The organism is Paenibacillus sp. Aloe-11 (assembly GCF_000245715.1).
Classification (GTDB): domain Bacteria; phylum Bacillota; class Bacilli; order Paenibacillales; family Paenibacillaceae; genus Paenibacillus; species Paenibacillus kribbensis.
In genome coordinates this window covers 64,700-78,187 of record NZ_JH601056.1, presented here as the reverse complement: position 1 = coordinate 78,187, position 13,488 = coordinate 64,700, and the positions used below count along the sequence as shown (strand labels likewise).

17 protein-coding genes are annotated in these 13,488 nt (G+C 47.8%); 16 read left to right on the top strand and 1 reads right to left on the bottom strand.

All coding sequences use genetic code 11. The features are described 5' to 3' along the window. The 10 genes from WG8_RS28495 to WG8_RS13745 form a co-directional block, all read left to right on the top strand. Positions 1–375, top strand: a 375-nt coding sequence (locus WG8_RS28495; RefSeq protein ID WP_007430816.1) for an aminotransferase class I/II-fold pyridoxal phosphate-dependent enzyme, incomplete at its 5' end; no start/stop codon positions are given. A 26-nt stretch (positions 376–401) separates the two neighbouring features. Then, positions 402–1,490: a prephenate dehydrogenase gene (locus tag WG8_RS13790; protein ID WP_007430815.1), complete on the top strand. Its 1,089-nt coding sequence runs from the start codon at positions 402–404 to the stop codon at positions 1,488–1,490. Positions 1,491–2,304: 814 nt separating this feature from the next. After that, positions 2,305–2,901, top strand: coding sequence for an RNA polymerase sigma factor (locus WG8_RS13785; protein ID WP_007430814.1), 597 nt, complete (start codon positions 2,305–2,307; stop codon positions 2,899–2,901). Beyond that, the gene (locus WG8_RS13780) at positions 2,898–3,524 is read left to right on the top strand and encodes a hypothetical protein (protein WP_007430813.1); all 627 of its coding nucleotides are present in this window, start codon (positions 2,898–2,900) and stop codon (positions 3,522–3,524) included. Before WG8_RS13785 ends, WG8_RS13780 begins: the two co-directional genes overlap by 4 nt. A gap of 33 nt (positions 3,525–3,557) precedes the next feature. Next, entirely contained in the window at positions 3,558–4,160 is a 603-nt protein-coding gene (locus tag WG8_RS13775) for a histidine phosphatase family protein (RefSeq protein WP_007430812.1), read from the top strand. 168 nt (positions 4,161–4,328) lie between these two features. Then, positions 4,329–5,438 (top strand): hypothetical protein, encoded by a 1,110-nt coding sequence (locus tag WG8_RS13770; protein ID WP_043891157.1) that lies wholly within the window; start codon positions 4,329–4,331, stop codon positions 5,436–5,438. 52 nt (positions 5,439–5,490) lie between these two features. Continuing rightward, positions 5,491–5,997 carry a gamma carbonic anhydrase family protein gene (locus WG8_RS13765; protein ID WP_007430810.1) on the top strand — a complete coding sequence of 169 codons (507 nt, stop codon included), beginning with the start codon at positions 5,491–5,493 and terminating at the stop codon, positions 5,995–5,997. 22 nt (positions 5,998–6,019) lie between these two features. Continuing rightward, a complete protein-coding gene (locus WG8_RS13760) occupies positions 6,020–6,199 on the top strand; it encodes an IDEAL domain-containing protein (protein WP_007430809.1) in 180 nt (59 codons plus the stop codon). Between the two features lie 281 nt (positions 6,200–6,480). Then, positions 6,481–7,131, top strand: a complete 651-nt coding sequence (locus WG8_RS13750; protein WP_007430808.1) for a DUF1405 domain-containing protein — start codon at positions 6,481–6,483, stop codon at positions 7,129–7,131. Positions 7,132–7,216: 85 nt separating this feature from the next. Beyond that, on the top strand, positions 7,217–8,074 hold the full coding sequence (locus tag WG8_RS13745; RefSeq protein ID WP_007430807.1) for a sporulation protein YpjB: 858 nt from the start codon (positions 7,217–7,219) through the stop codon (positions 8,072–8,074). 94 nt (positions 8,075–8,168) lie between these two features. Here WG8_RS13745 and WG8_RS13740 read toward each other — a convergent pair whose 3' ends face one another. Further along, complete coding sequence (locus WG8_RS13740) at positions 8,169–9,038, bottom strand: YitT family protein (RefSeq protein ID WP_007430806.1); 870 nt, start codon at positions 9,036–9,038, stop codon at positions 8,169–8,171. 212 nt (positions 9,039–9,250) lie between these two features. Here WG8_RS13740 and WG8_RS13735 point away from each other — a divergent pair, with 212 nt between their 5' ends. The 6 genes from WG8_RS13735 to bshA all read left to right on the top strand — a co-directional run bounded on the left by WG8_RS13735 (position 9,251) and on the right by bshA (position 13,457). After that, the gene (locus WG8_RS13735) at positions 9,251–9,580 is read left to right on the top strand and encodes a nucleotide pyrophosphohydrolase (RefSeq protein ID WP_007430805.1); all 330 of its coding nucleotides are present in this window, start codon (positions 9,251–9,253) and stop codon (positions 9,578–9,580) included. 50 nt (positions 9,581–9,630) lie between these two features. Beyond that, positions 9,631–10,149, top strand: a complete 519-nt coding sequence (locus tag WG8_RS13730) for a tetratricopeptide repeat protein (RefSeq protein ID WP_007430804.1) — start codon at positions 9,631–9,633, stop codon at positions 10,147–10,149. Positions 10,150–10,180: 31 nt separating this feature from the next. Next, on the top strand, positions 10,181–10,984 hold the full coding sequence (gene dapB, locus WG8_RS13725; RefSeq protein WP_007430803.1) for a 4-hydroxy-tetrahydrodipicolinate reductase: 804 nt from the start codon (positions 10,181–10,183) through the stop codon (positions 10,982–10,984). A gap of 57 nt (positions 10,985–11,041) precedes the next feature. Further along, positions 11,042–11,479: a methylglyoxal synthase gene (gene mgsA, locus WG8_RS13720; protein ID WP_007430802.1), complete on the top strand. Its 438-nt coding sequence runs from the start codon at positions 11,042–11,044 to the stop codon at positions 11,477–11,479. Then, complete coding sequence (gene bshB1 / locus WG8_RS13715) at positions 11,476–12,168, top strand: bacillithiol biosynthesis deacetylase BshB1 (RefSeq protein WP_007430801.1); 693 nt, start codon at positions 11,476–11,478, stop codon at positions 12,166–12,168. The genes mgsA and bshB1 overlap by 4 nt, the downstream gene beginning before the upstream one ends. A gap of 125 nt (positions 12,169–12,293) precedes the next feature. Next, positions 12,294–13,457: an N-acetyl-alpha-D-glucosaminyl L-malate synthase BshA gene (bshA, locus tag WG8_RS13710; protein ID WP_007430800.1), complete on the top strand. Its 1,164-nt coding sequence runs from the start codon at positions 12,294–12,296 to the stop codon at positions 13,455–13,457. Positions 13,458–13,488: the final 31 nt, after the last annotated feature.

Below are 13,488 nucleotides of genomic sequence, written 5' to 3'. Positions count from 1 at the left end.
ATCAATCAGGTTCGTGAGCCGTTCAATACTTCACGGGTAGCACAGGCTGCGGCGATTGCGGCTTTGGAGGACCAAGAATTTGTTCGGGAATGTCGGAATCGCAACGCAGAGGGCATAGCTTATTTGCAAAATGAGCTGGAGCGTCTTGGGCTGGAGTCTTTTCCGGCACACGGTAACTTTATTATGCTGGATGTGCGTCGTCCATCCGGTGAGGTATTTCAGGAATTACTTCGTAAAGGCGTGATCATTCGCGCTGGTCATCATAAATATCCGACATATATTAGGGTGTCGGTTGGATCGCAGCCGCAAAATGAATTGTTTATCCGTGCGCTGGAACAGGTCCTGGGGGCGGAAGCGGCGAAAGTACGCCTATAATTTCCGCAGATGGGATTTGATAATTGATGAAGATTGCCATTTTCGGCGTGGGATTGATTGGTGGGTCCCTCGCACTTTGTTTTAAAGGGAAGCCGGGCATCACCGTTGTGGGTCATGCCCATCTCCCTGAACTGGTGGAACCCATGCTAAGCCGTGGTGTCGTGGACACCGCGACTCTTTCGGTTGAAGAGGCGGCAGAGGATGCCGATTTTATTTTTTTATGCGTACCGGTTGGTTTACTGGAGCATTATCTGGAACTGTTAAGCAGGCTGCCGCTTAAAGCAGGTTGTATTATTACCGATGTAGGCAGCACGAAATCGTCGATTGCCAAAAAAGCAGCGGAAATTTCTTTGCATAACGCTTATTTTATCGGCGGTCATCCGATGGCCGGCTCGGAGCGTTCAGGTGTAAAGGCTGCTTCCGCGCTGCTGTTTGAGAACGCTTATTATGTGCTCTCCCCGGCAGAGGATGTGCCTGAGGAAGCGTACGGCTCGCTGGAGCGGCTGCTAAAATATACGGGTGCTCAGGTTGTACGCGTCCAGCCTGACATGCACGATGACATTGTCGGAGCAATCAGCCATCTTCCGCACATTATTGCAGCGGCCCTGGTCAATCAGGTGCGAAAGCACAATGATGAAAATCCGCTGTACCGCACATTGGCTGCGGGCGGATTCCGTGATATTACTCGGATAGCCTCTAGTGATCCGATTGTGTGGCGGGACATTTTGCTAAGTAATCGTGATGTTTTACTAGGCTTATTGGAAGAATGGAACGGACAGATTGAGCGTTTTACCCATTTACTGAGAACACAAGACGGAGAGGGAATCGCTGACGAGTTTTGGACGGCAGGTAATTTCCGTAGTGAACTGCCGGAGCGCCGCAAAGGTGTCATCGTCTCAACGTTTGATCTGTATATTGATGTACCGGATACCCCTGGTATTATCGGCAGGATTGCAATGGAACTGGGAAATCACAGCATTAACCTGAGCAATATGCAAATCATCGAAAGCAGGGAGGATGTTCCAGGCATTCTGCGGCTTTCCTTCCGCCAGGAGCGGGATTGGGAACGTGCCAAAGCCCTGCTTGATTCGATGAGCTATAAAGTAGTGGTATAGGAAGGAAAGCGGGTGTTTGCTAAGGAGGTCGCTCCGCGATCCATTTGGTCTTACGATCGCTGTTGCCGCCGGATTTTTTCGATCAGATGCTTTAATGGGAAAATCCGGCGGCAAAGGCGAACGCTCCGCTTCTCCAGATTCAAATGAACCGTTGCGCTACTGACCGTCTTAAAAGCAACACACTTTCCGGGAGTGAAGTGGTAGGGAAAAATTTAAAGCGGGCGAAGGTCTCTTCGCCCGCTTTTTTTGTATTTAAAGGCTCTGTTTTTAAACAAAAAAAAGACCACCCGGGCAAAACCCCAGGTGGTAGCTACTTTTCTGAAGTAGCTGAGTAGGATAGGAGTGGAGAGAAACCATACTGTACTTTTATTATATGTATACGTTTTCATTTTGTCAATCGTTTTTTAAAGCGTTTTCTTTTTGCTAATTATTCAAACCTTGTATCCAGAAAATGGATTCAATAGATACGTCGCTTTATCCACTTTATCTGAAAAAACATAAAATCAATTGAAAAGTCGTATATTTGAATCTGTTGCCAGCGTCAGGGAGACATTGTTGGAAATTACGGGGATTTTGGACTTTTTTATTGGCGGGCATTTTGTGGTACAATAGGTAAGTCCATTTGGGATATTGAGTAATGTTGGGGATAGCACCGTTAATGTTGGCAGTACATAGGGTAAGAAAATAACAAATGTTCCATGATGCTGTTTCATCATTTGCGCAGAGGGCGCAACTTTTTTTGACCTGTTCGGTATATATAGACAGAATCGGGTGGGGAAACAGCACATGTATGGGCGAGGAGGGTCTCACTCGGATGATGACAGATTCCCAGATGATTCAGGAAATCAAACAAGGTAATGTTGAGGTTTATTCGGAATTAATGAGGCGGCACCAACGTAAAATTTTAGCTTTTGTTTATCATATGCTGAAAAGTTCGAACCTGGAAATGATCGCTGAGGACTTATGTTCGGAGACGTTTTATAAAGCGTACCGGAGCCTGCATTCTTTTCGTGAGGTTGACGCATCGTTCTCCACTTGGTTATATACGATTGCACGCAATACAGTGTTAAGCGAGCTTCGCAAGCATCGTAGCGGTCAGGTTCCATTGGAGGAGAGCGGTTATGTGCCGGTAGCACCACCGGATGTGATTCCGGAGCAGGCTGTCCTGCGCGGCGAGAAGGTAGAGATGGTCCGTGAAGCGATCAACAGATTGCCTGAAAAGCAGAGATCAGCGCTGATTTTGCGTGAATATGAGCAATTGGACTACCAGGAGATTGCGACTATTTTAGGGCAGACGGTCAGTGCGGTAAAGTCATTGCTCTTCCGGGCAAGAACCAGTGTGAAGACACAGTTGGAGCCTTATTTTTTTGAACCTCTCTATGAGGAAAACGAAGGGATGAGCAGCCAATGAAATCCAGGGACGCTGAGGATTTGTTCGCTACAGGCAAAAATGTATCGAAACAAGACTCGGAGCGCAGACGAGCCAAAGGCTCGTCTGACAAGTGGGAGCTTGGTTCGGAAGAGAAAGAATGGAATTTGCCAAAAGAAAGTCGATCCGCTATCCGTGATATTTCTTTTGAAATAACAGATGAGCAGGTAGAGGCGATGAATCGCCGGGTCATGGATCGGATTTATGAAGAGTCACCGTGGCTTGTTCCTGGCGAGCATCGACGTGCGCGTGTGAACCCGGCAGCCCGTAAGTATATGTCTGTATGGATTGCCGGCTTTTTGGCCGTATTTTTGTGCAGCTTTTTGTTTTTGAATTGGAATGGAAGCTCCTCTCAGGAAAATCCCCCTCAAGCGGCACCTGTCATGGACACCGGCATTTTACCAACAGGCTTGCTGGAAACTACAAGTACATCTCCACAATATCAATATCACATTAAAGATATGAATAGGGGCATTATGGACCCGCTGGTTGCAAACATTGTTCCGACTTATCCGCAATATTGGATATTGCTGTCCATATTGGCGCTCGCGCTTGCCTTATTTTCTCTGGGCTGGGTCCATCGGACGAGAAGGGTTAGGAATTAGCCTGAATAACAGAATAGCGGAGGAAATGACACGATGCTTATTGGTTTGATCAGACACGGATTGACTGACTGGAATGCGGTGGGGAAAATTCAGGGCCACAGTGATATTCCGTTGAATGAGGAAGGACGACGGCAGGCACGCTTGCTGGCAGAACGACTAAAGGAAGAACCATATCAATGGGACGGGCTTATTACAAGCAGCCTCTCCAGAGCGAAAGAGACGGGAGAGATTATTGCTTCTGCTCTGCAGCTTCCGCTACTGAAGCCGGATGATCGATTAAGAGAACGTGCTTATGGTCAGGTCGAGGGAATGACACAGGCTGAACGTGAGAAAAAGTGGGGGATCGACTGGCATCTGCTTGATCTGGGGCAGGAGAGCGATGAGGCTCTTCAACAGCGCGGGCTGGCTTTTATGGAGGCCATTTGGTCAGAAAATCGGGAGAAGAATCTGTTGGTCGTTTCCCACGGCGGTTTTTTGGCTAATTTGTACAAGGCCTTGTATCAGGATAAGTACACAGAACGAATTGGAAATTTGTCATTGAGTGTACTTCAACGTGAAGATGCCGATTGGACACCACTGTTGTATAATTGTACGAAGCATCTACAAGAAAAATGTGATTGTAATTCAAAAAGATAAGGAAAGGCCACGATATTCTACGCAACCTAGAATATCGTGGCCTTTTTGTTTTTTAAATTATACCTTTACAAAAAAAGAGGTTTAGAGTCTGAGCATTCCGTCAAAGCTGTGGGTACAACAGGTAAGAATCATTTCCGGATGACAGTCCAGTGGCGAGGCGATGGAACGATGAATCTGGCGGATATGCTGACATTTGCGGATATTGTGCACTTGAACAGAATTGCGGTGTATTACGATTGTGACTGTAAGCCCAATTCCAAGCATGAGCTAATCCAGGGTATTTTGACAAAGCTCGGCAGCAGCAGTTTTTTTGAGACGCAGGTTAGGGAGCTGAGATTGTCAGAGATAAGGTTTTTGAATGCACTGCTGTTCGATGATCGACCTTACTTTAGTATGGAGGAATTGATTGCGATTGCCAAGCAATCTGTCGAGGGGGACGTGGATTCTGGCGAGCGGCCACGGGACATCGTGACCCGCCTGCGCTCTAGCGGCTGGCTGTTCAACGGTTCTACGCACAATACTAGATATTTATACCAAATTCCGTTGGATATGAAGGAGCGCTTTCGCCGTGTTATGGTGCGTGATCTCCAAAACGGAATGACCCGGGTAAGTGAACCGTCATCGTACCGGGAAGAGGGACATCTTTTGGCGGAGGATTTACGGCTTTTCCTTCAATACATGGAGCAGCATGAGGTTCCGTTAAATCCCGAGGGGGCTTGGTACCGTCGCAATCAGCAGCAGCTGATGGAGCATTTGCATATTGCAGAGCCCCTACTGGGTAAGGGGGGCTGGCGTTTCGGATACGGTTCCTCTTTTAAGTTTTATCCAGACCGAATGGCACTACTGTATGATTATGCCCGTCACTCCAGGTACATTGAGGAGAAGGGAGATCGGGTTGTGCTGACGGCAAAAGGGGAGGCGCATAGGGAGCACGCAATTGAGGATGAAATGATACAGCTATTCAGGTTCTGGTTAAGATTGTATAAAGGAGCCGTTCCCAATCTGCTTTCTCTAGTCTATTGGATTGGAGAATGTGCCAGGCCCTGGACATCCTCAGAGTCGCTTTTTGTACATATCGGGCCGCTGATCCGACCGTTTTACTATGATACGCCCCGTTCGGTCTTTGATCAGAGGATCATCCGAATGATGATGCATTTGGGTATGCTTCGTCAAGGTGAGCACCCGACGGAGCCATCTGTACAGATGACGGCCTGGGGGCTGAAGCTGGCAGGGGAGTGCCGCATTGGGCGGAACGACCCGGGTATACGGCTCCATTGACAAGCAGCAAGCATGTTGATAGAATTTCACCCAAAATGAGAGGGTGAACATGATGCTGATTCACTATAACGGAAATTTGCCGCAGCTCCATTCATCTGTCTATGTGGCAGAAGGAGCAAAAATTGTCGGAAAGGTAACGATCGGCCAGGATTCCTCCGTATGGTTTAATGCCGTACTGCGCGGGGATATGGCACCTGTCATCATCGGTGAACGCTGCAATATTCAGGATGGGGTCGTGGGACATGTGAACACGGACCAGCCACTGGTGCTGGCGGATGATATTTCGGTGGGACATGCTGCCATTATCCATGGCTGTACGGTGGGCAAAGGCACTTTAATTGGTATGGGGGCCATTGTACTCAACGGAGCGGAGCTTGGTGAATATGCTTTAATAGGAGCAGGGTCGGTCGTTACGGAAAATGCTAAAATACCACCCTATACTCTTTCTCTCGGTACACCTGCCAAAGTGGTGCGCGAATTGACTGATGCGGATTTGCAGCGGATGTCACGAACGGCACTCAGCTATGTGGCGAAAGGAAAAGAATATAGGATCTCTTAAACTCATGTTGGAGGTGCATCCTATGGATAAAATGAAGGTTACTTATGAAGTCATGTTGGGCCTGTCTGCTGAAATGGTTTTGGACGAGGCATTACGTAAGCACCGGAGCGAAAAGCTCTACAAGGATATTGATGAGGCGCTGGCCACAGGAGATGAAGTAGCATTTCGTCATCTTACGGATGAGCTGAGAGCGATGAGTTGAAACGATTTCAGGAAGCTTCGGCTTGCCATTCCAGCCCCCTCGTCAGTTCAAAATCATAATCACCAACCTGACCGTAGCAGCGGTCAGGTTTTTTTGAAGATTATAGAATTGCTCAGCGGAGCCGAATAATTCTATAATCGCAAGAAAAGCTTCCGCTAAGCGCATTCTGACTTCCGTGAAAGTACGTCGGTAGACGTTTTTCTTATAAGCTTGGATATGATATAGTCTTGGTAGGATGGAGCCTGCAAGGGCATCTGTCGTATGAACGGAGGATGAAGGACGTGTCATTGTCTTATTGGTGGAGCCGGTCGTTCCTGACGAGCCGGCCTTTTTTATGGCTGCTATTCTGGTGTAATCTGGTTGGAACCGTGTATGGGTACATATGGTATAAAGGACAGCTGGAATATACGCTAAACTATCATCCGCTGTGGCAAATTGTATTCGTGCCTGACAGTCCTACAGCCAGCCTGTTTTTTACGATCTCTATCGCATTTCTGCTTTATCCTCCACGATTCAAGAACTTGAAGGTGATTCGTCAGGTTATGGAAGCGTTGGCTATCGTTACGAGTGTAAAATACGGCATCTGGGCCTCGGCTATTATTTTTTGGGGTGTCGCCCAGGGTGGACATATGGTATGGCAGGATTGGATGCTGGTGGCTTCTCATACGGCCATGGCCGTCGAAGCACTGCTATTCGTGCGTTTTTTTACCTGCAAATGGATTGCTTTAGGTTTGGCCGCTATGTGGACACTGTTAAACGATACGATGGATTATACTTTTGGCATTTATCCGTACCTTCCGAAGACGCTAACGAATGATGTACCGCAAGTGCGTGCGTTTACCTATATGCTGACGCTTTTCAGTATCGTAGCAGCATGGCTGGCTATGCTGGCGCGCAATCAAAAGGCATCGTCTCATCGAGATACAGCTTGAGTCGTAGCTGACTTCATCCGATTCACCTAATGCCAGTTCTAGTCCCGGTAACCTTGCCATACAGTAAGGTGAGGAGGGATGTCCCATGATTTGGGGTCAGGTGTTTCGTGTTACGTTCCGTGTTGCTTTGGGTGTTGTATTATCTATGGTTCTGCTGTCCGTCTGCGTCCCTCCAGGTATAGCAGAAGCACGTGATCAGCCAGAGCCTGTACAATCAAAATCCGTAGGCAATGCAAATGGAATTCAGAAACTGGATCAAGCTGCTGCGATACTGTATCGGGATGTAATGGACGGAAATATTGAAAAAGCGCGCGCGGATGTAGGCGAGGTGAGCCGATGGTTTAGCACTGGTCAGGTACAGGCAGCGCTATCTGTAGAGGCCATTCATGCTTTATCCGGCAGCATTCTTGAGGTACAGCAGGCTACACAGTCCGTACAAGCTTCGCCAGATGAGTGGGTGAAGGCAGCGGCCAATTTGCGGCTTGCGACAGATGCGCTTGCACATCCGCGCCAGCCTTTATGGCAGCAGTATTATAAAATTTTAAAAGAAGATGTCAGCGGCCTGAACACCCAATTTGCAAAAGGGAATATGAAGGGTTTCGCAGCAGGGGCTGCGGTGCTGGAGGATCACTATGAAACGATTCGTACAGCAGCATTGATTGACGGCAAGACAAGCGAGGTCGTACGGACGGATTCATGGATTTCCTACGTCAAAGGATTGGGAGATCAGCAAAATGTAGATGCCTCAGCGATTAGGGGGGCATTGGAGCAGGGCAACCCTACGTTGAATGCCCTGTTTGGACGTGAAAAAGATGCCACAGCACTGGCGCCATTTATCCCGCGTGAAAGCGAGCGCCGAGCAGAATTGGCAATCGGGATGGTGGTTCTGCTGGCGCTGACGTATGTAGGTTACCGCAAATATAGAACCGGGTTCTTCGGATAACGCTGAGCAGCTGAACAGTACGAACTATTCGAAGCGTCGCAGTTTTAGCCATTAATCCATTTTGAATACGTTAGTTCTCGCCCGGTTTTCCGGGCTATTCCTCTTTGAAGCCCTCTCCATGCACATCATGTACATCCTGGATGATGATAAATGCTCGTGGATCGACTGACTTCACAATCTGATGCAAACGCCGTATTTCCTGTCGTGACACGACGCAGTAGGCAACATGCTTCGCCTGCTTGGAAAATGCACCTACAGCGGGAATAATCGTAACTCCCCGATCCATATCTTTTGTAATCATATCGGCAATATCCATCGTATGGTCACTGATAATCATAAAAGCTCTGGCTGAATAAGCCCCCTCCTGTATAAAATCAATCATCTTGGACGCGATAAACACGGCGACTAGCGTATAGAGAATTTTTTCTTTTGGTATGTAAAGTAATGAGGCACCGATAATGACAATATCAATGACCAGCAGAATCCGTCCCATACTCCAGCCAAATTTTCGATTTAAAATACGAGCGATAATATCCGAGCCGCCAGTGGTGCCGCCAAAGCGGAATACTATACCTAACCCTGCCCCGAGTGTAACCCCCGCATATAATGAAGAAAGTATAAAATCGTGTTCGGTCTGAAATGTCCCCATCCATCCGAAATGAATCATTTTTTCAAACAGCCACAGAAAAAAAGTGAGCGACCCGATACCTACGCCTGTATAAATAATCTGCATGCCGCCAAGCATTTTCCATCCGATTAAAAATAAAGGAATGTTCAGGAGTAAGGTGGAGAGGGAAGGTGAAATGGAAAAAGCATAATTCAGCAACAGGGTAATCCCTGTAATGCCGCCTTCCATCAGCTTGCTGGGTATAATGAAATACAGCAGACCGAATGCATAGATGGCCGTGCCGAGCAGAATGGGTAAAATCATTTTAAGCTGTTCCATGATTTTGGATATCTTCATGTAATCCCTCGCATTAACAGTTTGGTGATGAACGATTTCATGTATTTAGGGTGAACTGTAGATCCTTATGTTTAGTATACCTTTTTATGGTAGCTTTAAAAGACTAATGATTACAGGCTGGAGGCGCAAGTTCAATTTAAAAAATATTTGTTTTAAAATGTGCTTTACGATAACATATGAATAAACCTGCACATAGGGGGATTGTATGCTTCATGGAAAAATCGTTAGATGAGATTCAACGTGAGGTAGATCAGTATATATCTCAATTCAAGGAAGGGTATTTCAGCCCTTTGGCGATGTTGGCCAGGATGTCCGAGGAAGTCGGGGAACTGGCGAGGGAAGTGAATCATTCCTTTGGCGAGAAGCCGAAAAAAACGGATGAGGCCGACAATTCCATTGAACTGGAGTTGGGGGACATTTTGTTTATCACGGTTTGCTTTGCGAATTCGCTGGGTATAAATTTGACCGAGGCTCATGACAAGGTCATGCATAAATTTAATACACGTGACGCGAATCGCTGGACCAAAAAGGACACCGATTAGGCGTTTTGTACATATGCTGTACCAAACCGGTTACCCGGAGGTGCAGTGTCATGAAGGCGGAGGAATACGTTCAGAAAGCTTATCAATGCATTTTGCAGAACGATTTTGAGCAGGCCGTGGAATGGTTTGAACAAGCGATTTCAGCCCAGCCTGATCATGCGGAGTATTATTTCCGGTGTTCGGTTACCTATGCCCGCAGTGGACGTTTGGAGCAGGCGCTCACTTACGCAGAGCACGCGGTTCGTCTGGCTCCACACCAGGATGAATATGTGCTTCATCTGCACGCGCAGCAAGCCAGGCAACTTACGGAGAAGGCCAGAAAGATGCTGGATGTCGACAAAACTACACCACAGCTGCATCGAGATGCAATCTTGCTGCTGGAACAGGCGATTGCCCTTGATCCGCTATGCGGTGATGCTTTTATGCTACTCGCGTTGATTTATGACGAAATGAATGAATATAAGCTGGCTGTGCAGGCTGCTCGCGAAGCGGTTGCCTTGTTTCCTCACAATGTACAGCTTGCCAATCTCATGAAGAAGTTATGCCAGCAGATGAATGAACAAATCTAGCATAAATTGATGCATAAGGAGTTGTAGGGATATGTCAGAGCCAATAAAAGTAGCTGTCGTAGGAGCAGCAGGGCGTATGGGCCGTGAGGTTGTTAAGTTGGTTCTTCAGGATGAGGAACTACAGCTTGTGGCCGCAGTGAACAGAAACCACGCCGGCAGTGATGCCGGCCTTCTCGTCGGACTGCCGGAAGCGGGCATCGCTATTGTGGAGGATGTGGAGCAGGCTTTGCTGGATAGCAGGCCCGATGTCATGGTCGATTTTACGGGGCCGCGTTTTGCGTACGCACATACCGCGCTTGCGATCAAGCATGGAGTTCGTCCGGTTATCGGAACTACAGGGTTTACACCCGAACAGATTGATGAACTGGACAAGCAGTGCCGGGAACAGCATATTGGTGGTCTGATTGCGCCTAACTTTTCCATTGGAGTCATCTTGATGATGCGGTTTGCGGCTCAGGCGGCGAAATACTACCCGCATTTGGAAATTATCGAATATCACGGTGACCAAAAATTGGACGCGCCCTCGGGAACGGCCATTAAAACGGCAGAACTGATTGCGGAGCAGCGCCAGGAGCTGCGACAGGGCAACCCGGAAGAGGAGGAATTACTGGAAGGATCACGTGGCGGCTACTATCAGGGCTTTCGTATCCACAGTGTCCGGCTTCCCGGCGTATTTGCGCAGCAGGAAGTGATATTCGGAGGCTTTGGAGAATCCCTTAAAATCCGTCAGGATTCTTATGAGCGGGCAAGCTATATGCCTGGTGTTAAAATCGGTATTCAAAAGGTCATGGAGCAGCCAGGACTTGTATACGGGTTTGAGCATTACATTGATTAAGAAAAATGCGAATGAATTGATGAACGGAAATATAGAATGAGGCAGGAGGAATTTCGAATGTTAAAGATTGCATTTATAGCGCATGATCGTAAAAAAGATGAAATGGTTAACTTTATAACAGCCTATGAGCATGTGTTCACAGAACATCAATTGTATTCAACAGGTACGACAGGTCTGCGCATTATGGAGCAAACGAAGCTTCAAATTCACCGTTTCATGTCAGGGCCGCTTGGGGGAGACCAGCAAATTGGGGCCTTGGTTGCGCAAAACGAAATGGATATGATTATATTCTTGCGTGACCCGTTAATGGCACAGCCGCATGAGCCGGATATTAGCGCGCTGCTGCGTCTGTGTGACGTGCAGGGGATTCCTCTCGCAACCAATGTTGCAACAGCTGAGATACTGGTTAAAGCGCTGGATCGCGGTGATTTTGCGTGGCGTGAGCTGGTACATAAATATAAACCGGGTATTGGCGAGCTGGGTGATATAAAATGACGCTGGATATACTGATTTTTGGAGCACATGCCGACGATGCTGAGATTGGCATGGGAGGCACGATTGCCAAGCATACAGCTGCTGGTTTCAAGGTGGGCGTGTGCGATTTGACAAGAGCTGAAATGTCCTCGAATGGGGATGTGGATACTCGTATGGCAGAGGCTGAGCAGGCATCGAAAGCGCTGGGGCTTGCCGTACGTACGAATCTCGGACTGCCTGACCGTGGATTATATGTGACACCTGAGCATGTAGCTGCAGTTACAGCAGAGATCAGGCGTCATGCTCCGAAAGTCGTATTTGCTCCGTATTGGGAGGATCGGCACCCCGATCATGTGATGTGCAGCAAGCTGGTGGAAGAAGCAGTGTTTAACGCCAAGCTACGACGCTTTATGCCGGAAAAACCTGCGGTGCTGGTGGAGCAATTATATTTTTATTTTATTAATGACATCGGCAGAACGGACCTGATCGTGGACATCACTGAGCACTATGAAGCCAAGGAGCAATCGCTGTTAAGCTATGCTTCGCAATTTCAGGCTGCACCGGGCAAGGACACGGTAGCTACGCCGTTAAATCAGGGCTATGTGGAGCGCGTGAAAGCCCGGGATTCTCTGCTCGGTCAGCGCAAGCTGATTCCATATGCAGAGGGCTTTGCGTCCAAAACACCTCATCTGGTTAAGCTATTCACATAAGGATTTATAAATTTCTTGACATATGAATGCACAGAATCCAACGTAAAACGGACAGAGATGTGCACTGTATTTGGATCACTATTATTAAAAGTCATTACTGATGAACGGAAGGGGGGCAGCTTAACTTGAATGACAAATTGAAAATTGGAATTACCTGTTATCCATCGCTGGGTGGCTCCGGCGTAGTAGCGACAGAACTGGGCAAGTTGCTGGCCGAGAAGGGGCATGAGGTTCATTTTATTGCCAACAGCATTCCGTTCAGATTAGGCGGGGCATTCCAAAAAAATATATTCTATCATGAGGTTGAGGTTAACGATTATTATGTGTTCAGATACCCGCCTTATGATTTGTCGTTGGCGACAAAAATGGCTCAGGTTGCACAAATGAAGAATTTGGATGTACTTCATGTTCATTATGCCGTACCACATGCGGTATGCGCTTATTTGGCCAAGGAAATGGTCGGCGATCACCTCAAGGTGGTGACCACGCTGCACGGTACGGACATTACGGTGCTGGCGCAGGATGAATCGTTGAAGGACCTGATTCGACTGGCGATTAACAAAAGCGACGCTGTGACCGCAGTATCCAAGGATTTGATTCGTGAGACGATAGATGCCCTGGAGATTACACGGCCCATTGACTTGACCTACAACTTTGTCGACAAACGGGTGTATTATCCAAGGGATGCGGCTTCGCTGCGGAGAGATTTTGCCCAGCCGGATGAAAAGATCATGATGCATATTTCCAATTTCCGCCCTGTCAAACGGGTGGCAGACGTATTGGATATATTTGCACGAGTACAGGAAAAAGTACCTTCGAAGCTGCTGCTGGTCGGGGAAGGGCCGGAGCTTCCTAAAATCCGCTGTAAAATCGAAGAATTAGGCTTACAGGATAAGGTATTCTTTTTGGGTAAGCAGGATGAGATTGCACAGGTTATTTCCATGGCGGATGTGCTGTTGCTTCCTTCGGAAAAAGAAAGCTTTGGGCTGGTTGCATTGGAAGCCATGGCTTGCGGGGTGCCAACCGTTGGCTCTCAGGCAGGAGGCATACCTGAACTTGTTGTACATGGAAGTACGGGATATCTTGCTGAAATTGGCAACACCGAGGCGATGGCTGAATATGCAGTCGAGCTGTTATCCGATGAAGTGATGGCAGAGCGTTTCCGTGAAGCCTGTCTGACACGTGCTCGCACTGTTTTCTGTGATAAGCTGATTAGCCGTCAATACGAAGAAATATATTACCGTGTGTTGGGACGCGAGGTGCCGGAGCTTAAACCGATCTGCGTTTAAGGAGGCGGACTCGCGTCCGTTTTTTTATTGA